The 19429-nt window shown below is 41.2% G+C and carries 14 protein-coding genes and 1 CRISPR repeat array; of the genes, 7 read left to right on the top strand and 7 right to left on the bottom strand.

The genetic code is table 11. From position 1 onward, the window contains the following. The first annotated feature begins 78 nt into the window (after positions 1–78). On the top strand, positions 79–1014 hold the full coding sequence (locus tag BN8908_RS15465; RefSeq protein ID WP_021987908.1) for a UDP-glucuronic acid decarboxylase family protein: 936 nt from the start codon (positions 79–81) through the stop codon (positions 1012–1014). Here BN8908_RS15465 and BN8908_RS15460 read toward each other — a convergent pair. Further along, positions 1009–1794, bottom strand: coding sequence for a class I SAM-dependent methyltransferase (locus BN8908_RS15460; protein WP_021987907.1), 786 nt, complete (start codon positions 1792–1794; stop codon positions 1009–1011). The genes BN8908_RS15465 and BN8908_RS15460 overlap by 6 nt on opposite strands. Positions 1795–1798: 4 nt before the next feature. Beyond that, positions 1799–2938: a glycosyltransferase gene (locus BN8908_RS15455; RefSeq protein ID WP_021987906.1), complete on the bottom strand. Its 1140-nt coding sequence runs from the start codon at positions 2936–2938 to the stop codon at positions 1799–1801. 102 nt (positions 2939–3040) lie between these two features. Between BN8908_RS15455 and BN8908_RS15450 the strand changes: the two genes are divergently transcribed. Continuing rightward, positions 3041–3964 carry a glycosyltransferase gene (locus tag BN8908_RS15450; protein WP_068692371.1) on the top strand — a complete coding sequence of 308 codons (924 nt, stop codon included), beginning with the start codon at positions 3041–3043 and terminating at the stop codon, positions 3962–3964. 25 nt (positions 3965–3989) lie between these two features. Here BN8908_RS15450 and BN8908_RS15445 read toward each other — a convergent pair whose 3' ends face one another. Next, on the bottom strand, positions 3990–6464 hold the full coding sequence (locus BN8908_RS15445) for a YfhO family protein (RefSeq protein ID WP_222860030.1): 2475 nt from the start codon (positions 6462–6464) through the stop codon (positions 3990–3992). Positions 6465–6587: 123 nt separating this feature from the next. Here BN8908_RS15445 and BN8908_RS15440 point away from each other — a divergent pair, with 123 nt between their 5' ends. The 3 genes from BN8908_RS15440 to BN8908_RS15430 are packed head-to-tail and all read left to right on the top strand — an operon-like array spanning position 6588 to position 10667. Beyond that, entirely contained in the window at positions 6588–8387 is a 1800-nt protein-coding gene (locus BN8908_RS15440; protein WP_068691531.1) for an aminotransferase class I/II-fold pyridoxal phosphate-dependent enzyme, read from the top strand. Further along, positions 8384–9436 (top strand): NAD/NADP octopine/nopaline dehydrogenase family protein, encoded by a 1053-nt coding sequence (locus BN8908_RS15435; protein ID WP_235837448.1) that lies wholly within the window; start codon positions 8384–8386, stop codon positions 9434–9436. Before BN8908_RS15440 ends, BN8908_RS15435 begins: the two co-directional genes overlap by 4 nt. A 10-nt stretch (positions 9437–9446) precedes the next feature. Continuing rightward, entirely contained in the window at positions 9447–10667 is a 1221-nt protein-coding gene (locus tag BN8908_RS15430; RefSeq protein ID WP_021987901.1) for a CDP-glycerol glycerophosphotransferase family protein, read from the top strand. On the opposite strand, the gene BN8908_RS15425 is transcribed toward BN8908_RS15430, so the two are convergent. Next, positions 10660–11643, bottom strand: coding sequence for a glycosyltransferase family 2 protein (locus tag BN8908_RS15425; protein WP_068691529.1), 984 nt, complete (start codon positions 11641–11643; stop codon positions 10660–10662). The two genes, BN8908_RS15430 and BN8908_RS15425, sit on opposite strands and share 8 nt — an antisense overlap. A gap of 313 nt (positions 11644–11956) precedes the next feature. Here BN8908_RS15425 and BN8908_RS15420 point away from each other — a divergent pair, with 313 nt between their 5' ends. Both BN8908_RS15420 and BN8908_RS15415 read left to right on the top strand, forming a co-directional pair. Further along, positions 11957–13156, top strand: coding sequence for a glycosyltransferase (locus BN8908_RS15420; protein ID WP_068691527.1), 1200 nt, complete (start codon positions 11957–11959; stop codon positions 13154–13156). Positions 13157–13256: 100 nt separating this feature from the next. After that, positions 13257–14279 (top strand): glycosyltransferase family 2 protein, encoded by a 1023-nt coding sequence (locus tag BN8908_RS15415; protein WP_068691525.1) that lies wholly within the window; start codon positions 13257–13259, stop codon positions 14277–14279. 158 nt (positions 14280–14437) lie between these two features. On the opposite strand, the gene BN8908_RS15410 is transcribed toward BN8908_RS15415, so the two are convergent. Genes BN8908_RS15410 through BN8908_RS15400 form a run of 3 tightly spaced genes read right to left on the bottom strand, consistent with a single transcriptional unit; the run spans position 14438 to position 18124 of the window. Continuing rightward, entirely contained in the window at positions 14438–15358 is a 921-nt protein-coding gene (locus BN8908_RS15410; protein ID WP_068691523.1) for an FkbM family methyltransferase, read from the bottom strand. Continuing rightward, on the bottom strand, positions 15358–16857 hold the full coding sequence (locus tag BN8908_RS15405) for a lipopolysaccharide biosynthesis protein (RefSeq protein WP_021987895.1): 1500 nt from the start codon (positions 16855–16857) through the stop codon (positions 15358–15360). Before BN8908_RS15405 ends, BN8908_RS15410 begins: the two co-directional genes overlap by 1 nt. Before the next feature lie 10 nt (positions 16858–16867). After that, on the bottom strand, positions 16868–18124 hold the full coding sequence (locus BN8908_RS15400; protein ID WP_068691521.1) for a peptidase U32 family protein: 1257 nt from the start codon (positions 18122–18124) through the stop codon (positions 16868–16870). Between the two features lie 584 nt (positions 18125–18708). After that, positions 18709–19068: a CRISPR direct-repeat array (repeat unit 30 nt; unit sequence ATTTTAATAGAACTGGAGTAGAATTGAAAT). Positions 19069–19429 lie beyond the last annotated feature (361 nt).

The following is a 19429-nucleotide window of genomic DNA, read 5'->3' as shown; positions in this document are numbered from 1 at the left end:
ATCTAGTAATTTTGTAATACGTTTGTACAATCATTTGTTTGCCAAGGGCAAAAGCATCAAGGGGAAGATGAATTTTGTATGAAAAAACGTATTTTAGTTACAGGCGGTGCCGGATTTATAGGCTCTCATTTATGTAAAAGGCTTTTAGCTGAAAACAACAGAGTCATATGTCTGGACAATTTTTTTACGGGAAATAAAACGAACATCTCTCCGTTTTTATCCAATCCTGATTTCCAATTAATTGAACACGATATTACGGTTCCTTTCGAAGTCGAAGTCGACGAGATATACAATCTAGCCTGCCCAGCCTCTCCCATTCATTACCAATACGATCCGGTCAAGACCATAAAAGCTTCCGTTTTGGGAGCAAACAATGTACTGGAATTGGCCCAGCGCACCAAAGCAAAAGTACTCCAGGCTTCAACGAGTGAAGTTTACGGCGACCCCATCATACATCCGCAACAGGAAAACTATTGGGGTAATGTCAATCCCATCGGCCTCCGCTCATGCTATGACGAAGGAAAAAGATGTGCGGAGACCCTATTTATGGATTTTCACCGATATTACGGCGTAAATATTAAAATCATCCGCATTTTCAATACATACGGTCCCAACATGCAAAAACACGACGGACGCGTAATTTCGAACTTTATCGTACAGGCATTACAAGGCAGAGACATCACGATTTACGGTGTCGGAGGACAAACACGAAGCTTTCAATACATCAGCGATCTGCTGGACGGAATGATTAAAATGATGGCAACGGAATCTTCTTTTACCGGTCCGATAAATCTGGGAAACCCCTGTGAGATAACCATAACGGATATTGCCAAAACAATACTGAAACTCACCGGCTCTCAATCCCAGCTTATACATGCAGCGCTACCTCCCGATGATCCGGCACAACGGCGACCGGATATCTCTCTGGCCAAAACAAAATTGAATTGGGAACCCCACATTTCATTAGAAGAGGGCCTGAAGGAAACAATTGCCTATTTCCGGACAATTCTATAAATCGTCACTGATCAGCCAAAAACTGGAGGTACAAAAAAAGTTCCTCAAATAAGGGATAGCCACAATTACCTTTGATAACTTACGCGGTTTGAGCTTGAATTTCACTTCATAATGAGGATTTATAAAATAAAATTCCCGTTTGTGAATCTTATAATTAAAGCGGTTAATATACTTTTTACAGCCTTCAATCGTAAGTCCGCAATCTTTTATAGACAGTAATTCGTCTATTGTATTTTCAGCTTCGCCGAAAAGCTTCAACATCCCTTTATACATAAAACGAGGCAATAAATGATAAAAAGGCAGATGTGACAAAAATTTACTCTTACAAATCTGTTGGTGTCCGCCAAAAGGCATTTGCCAGGCCGGAAAAGCTAAAAATACCAACCCCTGCGGACGAAGAAATTCCCGGATCAACCGGAAAAACCGGACTTTATCCGGAATATGCTCAATGACATCATGCACAATAATCAAATCGAAACAGCCTTTCAAATGTTCTACGGTAAAAATATCCGCGCTGATCAGCTCAATACCGGGCCGGTGAGCGGCGTCCAACATGCGGGCAGCATTCTCTATACGGTCTTGGCCCAGATCGACTCCGGTCACCCGGCATCCTCTCTGTACAAAAGGCTGTAAATTTCCTCCCATTCCACATCCGATTTCCAATACCTGCATACCGGAAGTCACCTCCTTCACCGATTCAATAAAAGGAAGCAAATATTTTTCAGAAGTATATGCCAATTCATTGAAATAGCGTTCCCCGTCGGCATGTCTTTCTTGCATATTCTCAATTATTTTTCAATTCGTCATAAATTTCAAAAATATTCCGGGTCAAATTCGTCCAGGAAAATTTCTGTTTCAACTTCCGGGTCTCCGTACGATAACTCTCTGCCCGTTCATTCACATAAAAATCGATAATCGCATCGGCAATCGCCCGGCTTTGCGGCTCCACGACATATCCGGATTTTCCATCCGCGACAATCTCTGCCAGTCCACCCACATTACTGACCAACATCGGTTTATCAAAATGATAACCGACTTGAGTCACGCCGCTCTGAGTCGCAGAGCGATAAGGCTGTACAACCAGGTCTGCCCCACAAAAATAATCATTCATTACCTCGGATGGAATATAATCGGTATGCATAACCAACAAATCTTCTATCCCGTATTGTTCAATCAGCTTCTGATAAAAATCGGCATTTCCATAAAATTCTCCCGCCACAATCAATCTGATATGCTGCTCTCTGATCCGCTGATCCGCCATCGCCTCCAATAAAATATCCAGCCCTTTATATTCCCGGATGAAACCGAAAAACAATAAATAGCGGAATTTTGCATCCAGCTTGAGATGCGCCAGAGCAACCTCCCGGGGAATGATCTCGCCATAATGATCGTAAACCGGATGGGGGGCAAAACGCCGGACCGGATGAGGCACAAATTTTTCCAAATCTTTAAACACTTCCTGTGACATGGCGATAAATCCGTCAACTCCTTTCACAAAGTAAGAGGTAAAAGGGACGTCCCCGATCCGCTTTTCATGAGGAATGATATTGTCTGCAATACAGATAACTTTGGTATACTTATTCCGGCGGGCAATCCGGCAAACCGTTCCCAAAGCCGGTCCCATAAAAGGCAACCAAAAACGGACGATAATCAACTCCGGGCGTAAACGCCGCAATTCCCGCCCGACTTTCCACCAGTTAAGAGGGTTTACCGCATTGACCTTGCGAAGAATAGTAACATTTCGGGGAGCCGGATCATCCGTATACTGCGTTTTACCGGGAAAAAGGAACTTCGGATACTGCAAACTGAAATTGAATACCGTCACCTCATGCCCCTCTTTTATTAACTCTACTGCCAGACGATCATTCAAAGCTGCAATTCCTCCCCGATAAGGATGTGCCGGACCTAAAATTACAATTTTCATAAAATAGTCGATAAATCTTTCAAAATTATGAAATAATCCGGATTATCCATACCAAACCAGTCCTTAAGAATGCTATTTTTGTAAAGATAAAATATGCTGGAAATGAAAACACAAATTTCAATCATCGTCTGTACTTATAACCGGGACAAATACATATATAAAACCCTGGAACATATTGCACAAAATGATTTTCCCAAACAGCATTATGAAATCATTCTGGTCGATAACAACAGCACAGACCGGACCGTTCCGGAGTGTGCACGATTTCGCCAAAATTATCCGGACATTCCTTTTTTCTATTTTCTTGAAGCCAATCAAGGGCTTTCCTTTGCACGTAACCGGGGAATTGCAGAAGCCCGAGGGGATATTCTGGTCTTTTTAGACGACGATGCTTTTATGCATAAAAACTATTTACACAACCTGAAAAACAACCTGAAAAATCATCCGGCTTCGGCTTTCGGAGGAAAAATCATCCCGGAATACGAAACCGGACAACCACCCGTCTGGATGAGTAAATGGAGTTACATCTGGGTATCGGCTCTCGATAAAGGAGACAAAATATGTCTGTTCGAAGGCAAATCTTTCCCCATCGGTGCCAATATGGGATTCCGACGGACAGAAATACCTGCCGACGGATTTAACACCACCTTAGGGAGAAAAAAAGGCAATCTGATGGGAGGGGAAGAAAAAGATATTTTCAACCGGATGAAAGCCCGGGAAGCCAAAATATATTATTTTCCCGATGTCGAGGTACGGCATATTATCCCGGAAAAACGTACAACCCGGGCATACATCCGTCAGCTCGCTCTGGGAGTCGGCATGAGCGAACGCCTCAGAACCCGGAAAATATCCGGAACGGCTTACCTGAAACGTATCCTGTCTGAAATCATCAAATGGGGTGCTTCCTGTACATTATGCTTAGGCTATCTGTTAAAATGCACTCCGCAAAAAGGAACCATCCTGATTTATTTCCGGTGGTACGTCACCCGCGGACTATTATCTGCCGACAATAAAATTCCCCGTTAAATCCGGTATCCGGATATATCTTTCCTTATTTTACAGTCGTTTTCTTCCAATAACCGAAATAAAAGGCAACTCCCGCCAACAAAATCAACAGTACGGAAGAAATCAGGGAGATCATCATGGATGTCGATACCACCGAAGGCTCGAAACGGAACTCAACTTCATACCGGCCGGCCTTCAACGGCATGGCACGCAACAGATAGTTCGCCCGGAAATAGGGTACTTTCTGCCCGTTCACATAAGCATTCCAACCATCCTTATAATAAATTTCCGAAAATACGGCAACCTGATCACTTTGAGTATTTACATCATATACCAACCGGTTCGGGGCATAACTTTTTAAAAGAATCGTAGCTGTCGTATCCCGGTCCTGAATCGACGGGATTTCTGCAGCAAATTGCTTATCGGCAACAAATTCACGTTTAGTGTCGATCTCTCCCAACACTTGTATCTCCTCATCGGCATTATCGGCCAAACGATAGCTATCCACAAACCAGGCATTCCCATTCGCCTCAGGATTGACCAAAGGCTGGGCATTGGGATTATAAATCAGATATTTCATATTCAGCATATCCAAAACCCCCAACTGCTTCATCAAAGCAGGAAATTCCTCAAACTTTCCGTTTTTCAGACTTGCCAGCAACATCTGAATTTCCCCCTCCAGATGATAATCGATCAGCTCCTGATAACGGCTCAATTTAGCCGCATGATATCCCCCGATGCTTTTATGAAAATAAGCAGGACGGGCATCATTGAAAATATTCACGGTCGCATCCAATACCCGGTAATACGATTTATCGTTTAAAATATACTGATCGGCAGCAGAAGGCTGAACCTGTTGCCGGGTCTTTTTTTGTATTGTAAAATCCTTATCACTCAAATAACGTTTATTGATCGCCCACATATCCGCCAAAACCAAAACAAAGAGCAAAGCATAAACCATATTCAGTTTCAGTTTCGAAACCAGATACATCCAGAGTACACCGAATGTCAAAACGATAAAAATCAAAGACCGTAAGGCATCATGCCGCAACAAAGCCATACGGTCAGCCGGCAATGTATCCCTCAAAAAACTATACTCTCCTCCCAACTGACGATCGCTCTGCGCGACGAAACTACCGGATAAGGAAGGTACAATCCAAAACAACAAAGCCAGACCACCCGTAATATACAAAGCATACTTCAAACTCCTCTTCGCCTTCTCCCGACTCAATTCCGGATCGAAAAAAGCTTTCAACCCCAGCACTCCCAATAATCCCATACACAAACAGGTAGCCACTAAAATCATAGATACCGTCCGGAATTTATTGTACATCGGTACATAATCGATAAAGAAATCCGTCAAAGACATAAAATTATGTCCCCAAGCCAGCATCAATGTCAAAACGGTAACCGACACCAACCACCATTTCGTCCGTTTCTCCACCAAAAACAGGCCCAGCACAAAAAGGAAACAGACAATAGCCCCCAAATATACCGGTCCCGAAGTAAACGGTTGGGTACCCCAATATAATGGCAATTGAAAATCTTTCATCGTCTCCTCAATGTTGGGAACCCCCATCGCTTTCAATTTTTGCGCCGTCTCGCTATTTGCCGATAGAGTACCGCCACTGGCACCACCCTTAAAATCGGGAACCAAGAGGGTCATCGACTCGTCCACCCCATAACTCCAGGCCGTAATATAATCTTTATCCAAACCGTGTCCGGCTGCACTCTTATTTTCGTTTGACAAACCGTTGGATTCTCCGCGCATCGTCGCTTTACTGTACTGATACGTCGATGCCAGCCCCGGAGCATTCAATCCTACTGCAATCAATAGAGCACATATCCCCAGTCCCACCGAAGTCATATAATTCCGCAATTGTTTTCCCCGGATGGCATAAACCAATTCGATAAGGCCGAATATCAATACGATAAAAAGCGTATAATACAAAATCTGAACATGGTTGGCCATAATAGCCAACGCCAGAAAAAGAGCCGTCAGTATAGCACCGGCCCATTTATTGCCCCGGAAAAGCAAATATACACTCCCCACCAAAGGCATCATATAACCGATAACATTTGCTTTTGTGACATGCCCTGCCACCAGAATAATAAAATTATAAGACACGAAACCCAAAGCAACTGCCCCGATAGCCGCAATCCATTTATTGATCCGGAAACAAAGCAACAGGATGTAAGCACCCAGCAAATACATGAAAATCGTACTTACAGGAAAAGGGAAGGCCCCCAAAGCATTCCGCACATACGACAACACATTGTATTGTCCCATCGGAGCCGCAATCTGATAATTAGGCATTCCACCGAACATGCTGTTGGTCCAAAAAGTCTGACCTTCTCCCCTGGCATTATAATCCATGGTCTCTTTAGCCATATAATTCCAACTTTCCAGGTCATGGCCTAACAAAGTCTTGCCTTGCATAACCGGAGCACAATAGATAAATGCCAAAGCTAAAAAAGACAATACAATTATCACCTGTACACCGACAGCACGTTTATTCATCTTCATTTCCATAAAATACGTTGTGTTCTCATTTAACCTTGCAAAAATAATGTATTTTTGTGAAATTAAAGGCTGAAAGTCAAAACAAAACGGAATACAGTCAAAACCACTCAAATATATATTATGCAAGCAATCATATTGGCGGCAGGTATGGGAAAACGCCTGAAAGAACTCACCCGTGATAATACAAAGTGTATGATTAAAGTGAACGGTGTCACTCTGATCGAAAGAATGTTGCAACAAATCGACACCCATCACCTGGAACGCATTATCATTGTTGTCGGATATGAAGGAGAAAAATTAAAAGAATACATAAATACCTTATCCATAGCCACTCCGATTGTATTTGTAGAGAACCCGTATTTTGACCAAACCAACAATATCTATTCGTTATATTTAGCCAAAGACTATCTGACAGAAAAAGACACACTTCTATTCGAATCCGATTTGATTTTTGAAGATGCCGTTATCGACAGGCTGATCGAAAACCCTTACCCCAGTCTGGCGCTGGTTGCTAAATTCGAAAGCTGGATGGACGGAACTGTCGTTACATTGGATGAAAATAACAACATCAAACGTTTCATCTCACCGAAACAATTCTCGTTTGAAGAAATTCCGGGTTATTACAAAACAGTAAACATTTACAAATTCAGTAAAAAATTTTCTTCTTCACATTACGTTCCCTTCCTGGAAGCCTACTGCAAAGCATTGGGAAATAATGAATACTACGAACAGGTACTGCGTGTCATTACCTTACTGGAAAAACCGGAATTAAAGGCCCTGCCTCTCCGTCACGAGTTGTGGTACGAAATCGACGACATCCAGGACCTTGACATTGCAGAATCCATTTTTGCAGAAGACACAATAACCCCCATTGCTTCCCGCTATGGCGGTTATTGGCGTTACCCTCATATTTTGGATTATTGTTATCTGGTAAACCCTTACTTTCCTAATTCAAGACTATTAGCGGAAATAAAAGCCAACTTCGAACGTTTGATCTGTCAGTATCCTTCAGGGGTAAGGGTAAACAGCCTGCTGGCCGGAAAAAATTTCAATATAAAACCGGAATACGTTGTCGTGGGAAACGGTGCCGCCGAATTGATTAAAAGCATCATGGAAAATATGGAAGGAAAGATAGGCATTACCTTACCGACCTTCGAGGAATACCCCAATCGCCGGGACAAAACAACTGTCGTCTCATTTATCCCTTCCAATCCCGATTTTTCATACACGGCACAGGATTTAAAAACACATTTTGCCGATAAGGACATTTCCGCCTTATTACTGATCAATCCTGATAATCCTTCGGGAAATTTTATCGGTTTCAACGAGGTTCTGGATCTATGTGAATGGACACAAAAAAAAGGTATCCGGTTTATATTAGACGAATCATTCGTTGATTTTACAGATGAATCCGTCCACAACACGTTGTTAAGAAACGACATTTTGGAAAAATACAACCATCTGATCATTCTAAAGTCCATTTCCAAATCGTATGGTGTTCCGGGACTACGTTTAGGCATTCTGGCCACATCCGACCCGCTTGTTATCGGCCGGACGAAACAGGACATCGCCATCTGGAATATCAATTCCTTTGCTGAATTTTATATGCAGATATACGGTAAATACGAAACCGATTACCAAAAAGCATGTCTGCGTTTTATCGAAGAAAGGGACTATTTAAAAAAACAATTAGAAGCGATTCCATGGCTTCGGGTAATCCCTTCTCAAGCCAATTACTTCCTGTGCGAGATAACCTCAAAATATACGGCTACAGAATTAACGCAGGCCTTATTGAAACACAATATCTTAATCAAAGACTGTTCCCGTAAAGCAGCATTTAAAGGCAGAAATTACATCCGGATTGCCATACGGGATACGGCAGACAACAATCAACTCGTTCAAACCCTGAAACAATTATGAATACCTCCCCTCTGACCATTTGCATCTGCGGAGGCGGCAATCTCGGCCATACGGTTGCAGGATATGTCGCTGCCAAAAAACAATTTTCAGTGAATTTGCTGACCAGCCACCCCGAAAGATGGCAACGGGGAATCACCGTAAAAGATGGCAACGGACATACTTTTTGCGGGGAACTGGCCGTCATATCCAATCAAGCGGAACTGACCGTTCCTCAAAGTGATATTATTTTACTTTGTTTACCCGGCTTTGCCATACAGGATGAATTATTAAAAATCAAACCTTTTTTAAAAGAAGGACAGATTATCGGTTCTATTGTTTCAAGTACCGGTTTTTTCTTTATTGCCAAACAACTTCTTTCACCCGGGATAGGCTTATTCGGATTCCAGCGGGTTCCTTTTATCTCCCGGATAAATGAATACGGCCGGTCGGCCTCACTTCTGGGATATAAGAAACAATTGAAAATTGCCATTGAAAATTATCCGGAAAAAGAAAAATTGCAACAGATGCTGTTTCAATTATTGGATACTCCTATCGAGGTTGTGCCCCATTACCTTGAAGTGTCTTTATCCAATAGCAACCCACTATTACACACCAGCCGTCTATATAATTTATTTCAAAATTACCGGGAAGGGATTTATTACGAAAAAGTACCTCTTTTCTATGAAGACTGGACAGACGAAGATGCAGAATTACTTATCCGGTGCGACAATGAATTTTTCCGGATACTGGATCGATTACCGGTCAATATCCGGGAAATACAGCCCATACTCAAATATTATGAGAGCCGGGATGCCCACTCTCTGGCATTGAAAATCCGCAGTATAGAAGCCTTCAAAGGCCTGCCCAGCCCTATGAAAAAAATAGCAGAAAACAAATATATACCTGATTTTACAAACCGGTATTTTCAGGAGGATTTCTCATTCGGATTGTCGTTTATCAAAAATATCGGAGATCAATTGGAAGTCGACATGCCCCATATCACGAAAATTTACAACTGGGCTTCCCGGTTTATATCGATAAAACAACCCGACTTTAAAATCGAATTCTAAATCCTTAAACATGGTCAGACAATTTTTTATCTTATCGGCCGGCATCCTGCTGTTCCCTTTTGTCTTTCTACTTTACATCCTCATAGGCAGAAAGAAAAAATTGTGGATTTTCGGATCGTGGAGAGGACAAAAATATTCGGACAACAGCAAAGCCCTGTTTGAATATGTATTGCAAAACGAAAAAGATATAAAAGCAGTCTGGATAACGAAAAACAAAACGGTCTATCATGAATTAAAATCCAAACAGTTCCCGGTGGTGATGAATCATTCTCCCAAGGCCGTGTACTACATGCTCCGGGCAGGATTCTCCACAGGTTCGTTAAGTGCCACAACAGATACCTTTGGATCCAAATGGTTTCTCGCTTATAAAATCACTTGCCTGTATCTCACACATGGCATGCCATCCAAATACGCCGGATATGATGAACCCAAACTGGCACATAAAAAGAAACTCATCACAGAGAAAAAATCCATAGGACTCAAACTCTATTTTTCCGTATTTCCTCAAAAAAATCCCCGCAATCTATATTCTGTCAGTACATCCGATTTTTTTGTACCCTTTTTGGAATCTGCTTTACTGATTCCTTCAAACCGGATATTCGTTACAGGCACTCCCCGGTTAGACACATTATTCTCAACAAAAAAGAACGATTATATCACCGATATCCGGAAAAAATTTCCGACAGCCAAAATTATTATTTATATGCCCACCTTCCGGGCTTCCTTTGACGGCGGACCTTCATTCAAACCATTCGGGCAATTCGGATTCAATGCTGAAAAATTCATCCGGATTCTGGAAAAACACGACTATGTTTTCCTGAACAAAGGCCATTTTTGGGATGGAAGACTGTCAGAACGGGAATTTTCCGAACGTTTCATCAATGTCATCGATAACCCGCTGCTGGATGTCTATGATTTAATCAAAGACACAGACATACTCATGACAGATTATTCCAGTATTTATTTTGACTTCCTGCCCCTTTTGAAACCGGTTATCCTAACTCCTTTTGATTTTGATTCCTATACTCAAAATTACCGGGGACAATATTATGACTACCGGCAAGAACTACCCAGTATCAAAGCCTTCAACTGGAATGAAGTCTGTGATATACTGGAGAAAAAAAGCTATTTCCCCCTCACCGAAGCACAGACCCTAAAATACCACAAATACATCGACGGTAACAGTTCCGCCAGATTGACTGAAGAAATCCGGAAAATCCTGTCTATCTGACTTTATTCCGGGGCATATAAAACCAACGGAGAAAAAGAAAGAAACACCTCATCGGAAAAGAAATCCCGGACTTATGTTTCTGAAAATTCTGTAAAGCCTTTTGTAAGACGGTGCTATGTTTTATTCCACCCAAAATCCGGCAGGCATAACACAAAGATTTATAACGAATCTCCGGTAAAAAACTATAATACAATCTTTTTACAACCTCCCGGCTATAATCCGCCTCATACTTATCTGCATATTCAGGATATTGTTCAAAAAAACGAGCGACATACTCCAAATGGCCGATCATCGGTTGTAAACTTTTAAATTCATAACTGTGCTGTGTACTTTCGGGATATAATACATGGTACAAATAGACACCGGAAGAATAAACGACTTTCCGGGCATAATGATATGCATAAAGATTAAAACCCCGATCCTCCAAACTGATTTTCCGGGTATCCGCAAAAACCAGCCGATACGTCATCAAAAACTCCCGCCTGTACAAATGATTTAAAACAGAAAAATAAAAACCTTCTCCTTTCAAAAGCCCCGATAACATGGTATCCCGGGCCGATTTTACTGCCGTAGGAAAATAATTCTTCCTTTTCAACTCTCCATTGAAGGCCACCTGATACATATCGGAAAATACGATATCGGCATCGCTCCCGACAGCTATGTTATACAAAGCTTCATACATATTCTCCTCACAATAATCGTCGTGATCAGCAAAAGCGACATACTCCCCGCCGGCCACCGACAATCCGGCATTACGGCTCTCTCCCACATGACAATTTTCTTTATTGCGGATAATCATTATACGCCCGTCGGCCGCAGCATATTTCTCAGCCAATTGCCCGCTTCCGTCCGTCGGACAATCCAATACCAGAATAATCTCGATATCGGACAGCGTCTGGGCAATCAAAGATTCCATACGTTTTTCAAAATACGGACCGGCATTATAAACCGGGACAATAACAGACACCTTGGCCATAACCTATAATTATTTAATAATCAACTATTTTTAAGACAGAATAAACGTCCTTTAAAATTAGCCACTCCGTGATCTCCGGTTTTCGAAAACCGGAAAAGGTAATATTTTGAGACAGAATATTTTGTATATATAAATGATTGGCTACTTTTGCAGAAAAGAACAAAATAATACACTTAATTTTAAGGGACGATTTAATTGTAGATTTACAATTTTAGATTAAATGAATCTGCCAACCGCCAGCTTGTTAAATAATTTAAAATTTACGTAAACGATCAATTCAACAGTTACCGCAAATTTTATTCAGTACCGCAATATGAATATCCTATATTTTGCAGACTCGGATATCACAATTAACAAGGGAGGAGTCAACCGGGTAACTCATTTTCTATCCAGAGAATTTATGAACATGCCCGGTTGGAAATGTTACCTGGCTTATCTCAACGAAAGCAAAGTGTTACCGGTAAGTGAATTTAACGGGAAAATACACGTCTCCGCCGATAAAGCAAACGAACAAATCAAGGAATTCATTGAAACCCGGCAAATCACGCAAATCATTGTCAATCTGACCACTAAAAAAAATATCTATTTTTCGCTCCCGATTCTTTATGCATTAAAATCAGAATTTTCCAACCTGCATATCATTTTTTGTTATCACACCTATCCGGGATGTGAGCTTTTTGGCATTCCCCCCGGGATCGGCTTACGACGCCTGCTTCACCTACCGGACCGGATGAACACCCTAAAGTCTATAATACAGTATATCGTCGGTAAAACACCGTTCAGCGGCATATCGAAAGCCTGCATACGACACAAATACCGCTTTATATACGATCATTGTGACCGCCTTGTCCTTTTATCTCCTCATTATATTCCCCGTTATGCCGAACTGGCGGATATTAAAGGTGCCAACCACATCATTGCCATTCCCAATCCATTGTCGCTGCCTGAAATTCTCTCCCCGGATCAACTAATCCGGAAACACAAAGAAGTACTGATCGTCGCACGCCTTACAGAGCCGGTCAAACGCCTCTCATTGGCCCTTAAAATCTGGCAGATCATTGAAAAAACAGAATCATACAACGACTGGAAATTGGTTATCTTAGGGAATGGTGAAGACGAGCTATATTATAAAACTCTGGCCCATAAGCTGGGTTTAAAAAATATTTCGTTCGAAGGCAGAAAGGAACCCTTGGAATACTACCGCCGCGCATCCATTTTTATGATGACTTCCCTTTATGAAGGTTGGGGACTGACCTTAGTCGAAGCACAGCAAATGGGGGTAGTCCCGATTGCTTTTGAATCTTACGAAGCTCTACAGGACATGATCCGGAATCACGACAACGGCATCCTGATTCCCGACCGGCATATCCACGAATATGCCGCCCAATTAAAAGAACTTATGACAGACTTCTGCAAACGGGAGGAAATAGCCGTAAATGCTTTAGCCAGTTGCCGGCAATTCAGCATCGGTCACATTGTTCAAAAGTGGTGCCGTTTATTTAGTAATCTCTAAAAGTCCGGTATCCGGATTTGGAAATGACGATTCAAATAAATATCTTTTTTATATATATATTTGTCGGCACAATATATAAACAAAAAGATATCCTTATAAAATGCATACGCCTAAAATCAGTGTTATTATACCGGTTTATAATGCAGGTATCTATCTTCCCGAAAGAATAGAATCCATATTAAATCAAACGTTAAAGGATATTGAAATTATCATCGTACTGGACTGTCCGACGGACGGAAGCGATAAAGTAGCAGAATCCTATTCCCGGAAAGATGAACGGATCAAGCTGATTTATAACCCTGCCAATTTACACATCGGACTCAGCCGGAATCAAGGCTTGAAAGCAGCCACCGGAGAATACATCAGCCTGGTGGACCACGACGACTATTGTACTCCGGATATGTACGAAAAAATGTACTCCAAAGCACAGCAAAACCAGGCCGACATCGTTGTCAGCAATTTTTACGGTATAACAAGCACAGGAAAAACCCAGCGTTTCGGTTTCCCTCAAAACTATTCCGACGAAGTATTTCAAAAAAAATCATTCGCATTTTTAATCAGCGGCCCCTGTAATCACAATCCGGCCTGCTCCATTACATCGAATTTCAGTGTCTGGACACAACTCTTCAAACGACAATTTCTCGAAAAGCATCACATCGTTTTTCAGGATAACCGGGAAATAACATTCGAAGATCGTTTGTTTTTGATAGAGGCTTATTTCTTCGCACAAAAGGTAAATGTCATTCACGAAGCTTTCACCTATCATCGCTATCACCAGAGTAATTCCGGCTCAAATTACAGTTACAGATCCATCGAACTGATCACCAATTACCTGATGTACGTCCACGACTTCTTAAACAGGCAGCATATTTTGAAAAAAGAGTACATCCATTTTGCAGACAACATTCTCCTTTCACTGTACTCGGGTTTCCGCAATGAAGTGAAACACAAATCGCTGTTCAAAGCCTTACGGACTTTAACACCCATTCGCAAAAACCCGGCCTTCCAGCAGGCTCTCCGGTATCTGTACAAAAAAGAGAACCTGAAATACCTGAAAAAATACCCGGTAACCAAACTCTCATTCTTACTGCTGATAACACTATTCGGAAAAAAGACAGATTAATTTTTGATTTACGATTTATGATTTACGATTTACGATTCTTCTTTGAGGGTGGGGAGGATTAAGGATATTATCTAAAATCATAAACCTACAATTTAAAATCCAGATTAATCCGGCGCCAAATCCCTTGGTCAACCAATCTAAAATCTAAAATCTAAAATCTACAATTTATACGTAGCATGCAACAGCCCTTTCCGGAAATCATAGGGTGGTTGTGCCTGGTAGCCCTCTGTTAAAAACAGCATATATCCCTGTGAAAAAGCGATTGTGTAATTGAAGCATTCCAATTTTGCAGACAGACGTTCAGGATCTCCTTTTTTGTGATAAGTACACACCAACAAATCAGAAATACGTCCCTCCTTCAAAAAAGCTGCCGCACCTTCCAGAACAGCAACTTCCGCACCCTCCACATCCAATTTCAAGATGTGGGGAACACTTTTATCTCTGAAAAAATCGTCCAATCGGACTGTATCGGACGAAGTCGTATCCGAAACGAAACGATTGACAATATGCACTTTATCCTTCCAGGGCTCAAAAGTGGCCTCCAAAGCCTCGATCCATCCGGCATCACATTCGAACAAATACAACTCCTTAACCCGGTCCACAATCTTCAATCCGAAATTCCCTTCCGCCACACCGATATCGGCAACGACACTATTTTCGGAAAGAGTCAGCCCATCGAAAAAATAATAATGCGGAGAATGCAAATCCTGCTCCTCTTCCAGAGAACGATAAGTCCGGACGGCTTCCTTACGGCTCATTCCTCTTTTGAAATACAATTTCTTTCCTTCCGGGGTATATACAAACCACAAATCCTTTTCCCGGTCCCGCAACACATTATACCCTCTGAAATTATACAAATGCACGAACGGATCATTAAAAACACCGACCAAATTCCAGCGAAGAAATTTCCGGATTCTTTCTGCCTCACCGACAGGCATATTCAAATCTCTACCCTGTTCCAGAAATAATCTCACACGTTGTGTCAACAAATACCTCGGACTACGCATGATTCTTTGCTTATTGTATTTACAAAAGCTCAACCATTTTCCTTTTATCTTTCTCAAACATTGACACGCCATTACTTCTCGTTTTTATTTCCAAAAAAATGAAACACATATTTATCCGCCAATGCACAAAACTCTGCGGATATTTTAAAATAATAAGTCAGGAAAAACCAAACGGAAACGATAATGACCGTCCGATACACTCCGTCTGCATAAGGATTACCGGCATACGGCAGCAACTCATTCAATCCCCACAAAAACAGAATCAAGCCTATCTGCTTAAAGATACCTGCCGAATAGGGATTCCCTTTTATTTTTTTCAAAACAATCCATTGCTGAAATGAATAACTCAACAAACAAGTAATCAAAGTTGCCATAGCAGCTCCGTTTATACCAAAATGAGGGATCAATAAATAATTAAAACCGATCGTCAGGGCCGTCAGGAAAAAAGTAAAATACAACCCCCAGTAATAATAACGCGAAAATGAAATCAATGAACCTCCGAAACTCAATGTCAAACTCACCAAACGGGACATTGCCAGAAAAAAAACGACCCATTTACCCGCCCGATAAACCTCTCCGTTCGGAATAACGGAAAAAATAGTATCGATATTGATCCAAATCAGTAAAAACAACGTACTTCCGGCGATAAACTGATGCAAAGCCACTTTTTTATACAATAGGTTCGCTTCATTCAGATGCCCGTCTTTCAATGCGGAAGCAGCTAAAGGAGAAGCGATAGCCGTAATCGAACGCGCCGGTATTTCAATCACCGTCGCCATATAAAAAGAAATGGTATATATACCGGCATAATTCAATCCCAATTCTGAACTCACCATAAAAAGATCCAACTGACCTATTATATTCCCACTTAAGGCAGCCGCCACCAGAAACAACGTGTATTTGCCGATCTTAACCAATAAATCCCTATCAATGTATGTCGTATCGTGCTTCAAAGAAACAGAAGCAATACGGGAAACATAAACGAGACTTGCTACCATAGCCATGCCGTAAGCCAGGACAACACCGGTTACCAAACCGTTCAAATTCAAAAATTGAAAAGCATAGAGCAAATACACAGTCAGTAAAACGACACGTACTCCGATTTCCCGGATAAATTTAGGAATGACGATACGCAACAAAACATTGGCGTAAGTTTCCAGAACCGCCCAAAACACCAGAAAAATAACCAAAGGAATAATCCAATTGTAATAATCCACCAGTAGGGCAGATTTACTCTCGAAAAACTCAATCACCGGTGCTTTAAGAAGCCAAAACAGCGTAACAAATATCAAAGAACCGATGCAGGGCATAAGCATCAGATAAAAGAAAAAACCATTGTGATTTTTCTCCGGATTTTTGAAATAAGGGAAAAAACGCATCGCAGAAGCCGATGTCCCCAATTGCGCAAACCCTGCCACAAGAGCCGCAACCTCATAAATGACCTTCGTCAAGCCTATTTCTTCCGGTTTCAAAAAACGTGTCATGACAAACACTGTCGTTACAAACCCCAAAAAAGCCCCGACATAATTTACAATAGTCGCTTTTATACTCTGTCGGATAACAATACCCATAAGTTATCTCTTATTGCATCAAATCAGGTGTAGTTTCAACCCATTTATAGATTTTATCTCCTCTCCGGACTTTTTCCGGTACCGGCATCGAAAAAAGAATACCCTTTTTAACCTTCTCCACAGGCTGCAAATCGACCCGGATTTCCGGCACCCTCATTTCAATAACACCCGTCGTCTCCCCGACAATCAATACTTCATCTCCTACAGAAAGATCGAAAGATTCCAGCTTAAATTCCCCGACCTGAAGATTCGAAAAATAGTTCGTCACCTTGCCCAATGCTATCTTCTTCCGGGTCGCTTTCGAACCGTACACTTCACTCCACTCTCCCAAACGCTGTCCCAGGTAATAACCGTCCCAAAAGCCCCGGTTAAACACAGTCGCTAACCGTTGTTTCCAAATTTCAATTTTTTCAGCAGAATACGTACGATCCAAAATGGCTTTTAAAGCCTCATCGTAACAACGACAGACAGTCAATACATATTCAGCGGGACGGGCACGTCCTTCCAATTTAAACACCCTCACTCCGGCATCGATCATCTTATTCAGAAAACCGATCGTACAAAGATCTTTGGGAGACATGATATATTCGTTTTCAATATCCAGTTCGACCTCACCTTCCCGGTCCTTTACCGTATAGGCCCGCCGGCAGATCTGAAAGCAGGCTCCCCGGTTAGCCGACGCATTTTTTTCATGTAAACTAAGATAGCATTTCCCCGACACAGCCATACACAAAGCTCCGTGGGCAAACATTTCAATACGTATCAATTCTCCTTTCGGTCCACGTAATTGCTCTTCCTGTATCCGGCGGTAAATATCAGCCACCTGATTCATATCCATTTCCCTGGCCAATACCATCACATCCGCGTATTGGGCATAAAAACGTACCGTCTCGTAATTCGTAATATTACACTGCGTACTGATATGTATCTCAACTCCCCGGGAATGTGCATACAGAATAGCAGCCAAATCAGATGCAATAATGGCGGATACCCCGGCTTCTTTCGCACAATCGATCACCTCATGCATCTTCTGTAACTCATTGTTGTAAATAATGGTATTTACAGTCAAATAAGTCTTTACTCCTTTTTCCTCACAAATCCCCACTATATTTCTAAGATCGTCCAAAGTAAAATTAGCCGACGAACGGGCCCGCATATTTAAACCCTCCACGCCGAAATACACCGAATCCGCTCCCCCTTGCAAGGCCGCCGACAAAGATTCGTAAGACCCGACCGGTGCCATTATTTCAAAATCTTTTCTCTCCATACCGTAAATCAATTCATTTCCTGTTTTATCCTTCCCTTAAACCCAAAGAATTAAAACCTCCAATGCATCTTTAACTATTTCAAATTACATATTTCAGAACCCTGATTATTTTACTGACCTACAAAGGTATACTTTAATCGGTAATAAAAAAACAACTTCAAATTTTGAACCTGTACTTCCTATTTATCAATCCGGCAAATACAACTATAATAATGTATCTGTTTTATCATTATCAATGGAAAAAATTAGACAACAACAATTCGTTTTATTCAAATTCCGATTTTAAACGACTATTTTTTACTAAATTAGACTCGCTAAAAAGCATTGTAAGTTTTAACCTTAACACAAAATAGCTTTCTTTGGAGGCGTCGGTCCCGCCAAAAATCAGTCCAAACAATAAAACTATTTCTGAAAACGGACAACACAAGTTCATTGATATGCTGAAAACAAACACCTTAACCCAAGTCGTCAAAGGTCAGGGAAAATAAAAGAACGAAAGGTCGACTGCAAACAATCCTAAAAACAAAACACACACAACCAATAAATATCTATATATCATATATATACCACAAACCACTTAACGGATTTTAATAGAACTGGAGTAGAATTGAAATCATTATCACATTTTATTCTTTAATATTCCTGATTTGATTTTAATAGAACTGGAGTAGAATTGAAATATAACCCCGCAAAACCTGGGATAATAAAAATGGGTAATTTTAATAGAACTGGAGTAGAATTGAAATCCTTTTCCTTAGTACGTACCATTAAGTGCCGGCATAATTTTAATAGAACTGGAGTAGAATTGAAATAGTCCGGACGGTTAAGAAGAAGTATACGGGCGACTTATTTTAATAGAACTGGAGTAGAATTGAAATTGGAAGCAATTAACACAATTAAATCAGACAAGCCTGATTTTAATAGAACTGGAGTAGAATTGAAATCAGATAGCTGTGGGGATTTTATTCAGGTCAATTTGTTTTTTAATAGAACTAAATAGAATTTCCGTCCGTTTTTATAGACAGCCGGAGAAAATCCATACCCGGGAATCCATTTTCCGGTCTGACGATTTTTAAACAAATACTAAAAAATACACAATCCGGGAAATCTGTATATTTTTGATTATCGAATCATTAGCGTTAGTATTTCTTTTATTTTTGTATCCTCATTGAGTCGAAACGACAAAAGCTGTAAGTAAAACACATCGGTCTGGCAACTCCAGGCTCAAACAAAAATAAATAACGACAGCAGCCGGAGGATTGATGTATAAAAACATATCCCGGTAAACTTTCGGCCAGATTTATC

Source organism: Culturomica massiliensis (assembly GCF_900091655.1).
Lineage (GTDB): Bacteria > Bacteroidota > Bacteroidia > Bacteroidales > Marinifilaceae > Culturomica > Culturomica massiliensis.
The sequence above is the reverse complement of the archived record's forward strand: the minus strand, read 5'-3'. Positions and strand labels throughout refer to the sequence as shown.

What these genes read in the sequence shown, in the direction of transcription:
- BN8908_RS15465 (WP_021987908.1), top strand. Translation starts at nt 79, where the DNA reads ATGAAAAAACGTATTTTAGTTACAGGCGGTGCCGGATTTATAGGCTCT.
- BN8908_RS15450 (WP_068692371.1), top strand. Translation starts at nt 3,041, where the DNA reads ATGAAAACACAAATTTCAATCATCGTCTGTACTTATAACCGGGACAAA.
- BN8908_RS15420 (WP_068691527.1), top strand. Translation starts at nt 11,957, where the DNA reads ATGAATATCCTATATTTTGCAGACTCGGATATCACAATTAACAAGGGA.
- BN8908_RS15430 (WP_021987901.1), top strand. Translation starts at nt 9,447, where the DNA reads ATGGTCAGACAATTTTTTATCTTATCGGCCGGCATCCTGCTGTTCCCT.
- BN8908_RS15425 (WP_068691529.1), bottom strand. Translation starts at nt 11,643, where the DNA reads ATGGCCAAGGTGTCTGTTATTGTCCCGGTTTATAATGCCGGTCCGTAT.
- BN8908_RS15460 (WP_021987907.1), bottom strand. Translation starts at nt 1,794, where the DNA reads ATGCAAGAAAGACATGCCGACGGGGAACGCTATTTCAATGAATTGGCA.
- BN8908_RS15400 (WP_068691521.1), bottom strand. Translation starts at nt 18,124, where the DNA reads ATGGAGAGAAAAGATTTTGAAATAATGGCACCGGTCGGGTCTTACGAA.
- BN8908_RS15440 (WP_068691531.1), top strand. Translation starts at nt 6,588, where the DNA reads ATGCAAGCAATCATATTGGCGGCAGGTATGGGAAAACGCCTGAAAGAA.
- BN8908_RS15410 (WP_068691523.1), bottom strand. Translation starts at nt 15,358, where the DNA reads ATGGCGTGTCAATGTTTGAGAAAGATAAAAGGAAAATGGTTGAGCTTT.
- BN8908_RS15405 (WP_021987895.1), bottom strand. Translation starts at nt 16,857, where the DNA reads ATGGGTATTGTTATCCGACAGAGTATAAAAGCGACTATTGTAAATTAT.
- BN8908_RS15435 (WP_235837448.1), top strand. Translation starts at nt 8,384, where the DNA reads ATGAATACCTCCCCTCTGACCATTTGCATCTGCGGAGGCGGCAATCTC.
- BN8908_RS15445 (WP_222860030.1), bottom strand. Translation starts at nt 6,464, where the DNA reads ATGAATAAACGTGCTGTCGGTGTACAGGTGATAATTGTATTGTCTTTT.
- BN8908_RS15415 (WP_068691525.1), top strand. Translation starts at nt 13,257, where the DNA reads ATGCATACGCCTAAAATCAGTGTTATTATACCGGTTTATAATGCAGGT.
- BN8908_RS15455 (WP_021987906.1), bottom strand. Translation starts at nt 2,938, where the DNA reads ATGAAAATTGTAATTTTAGGTCCGGCACATCCTTATCGGGGAGGAATT.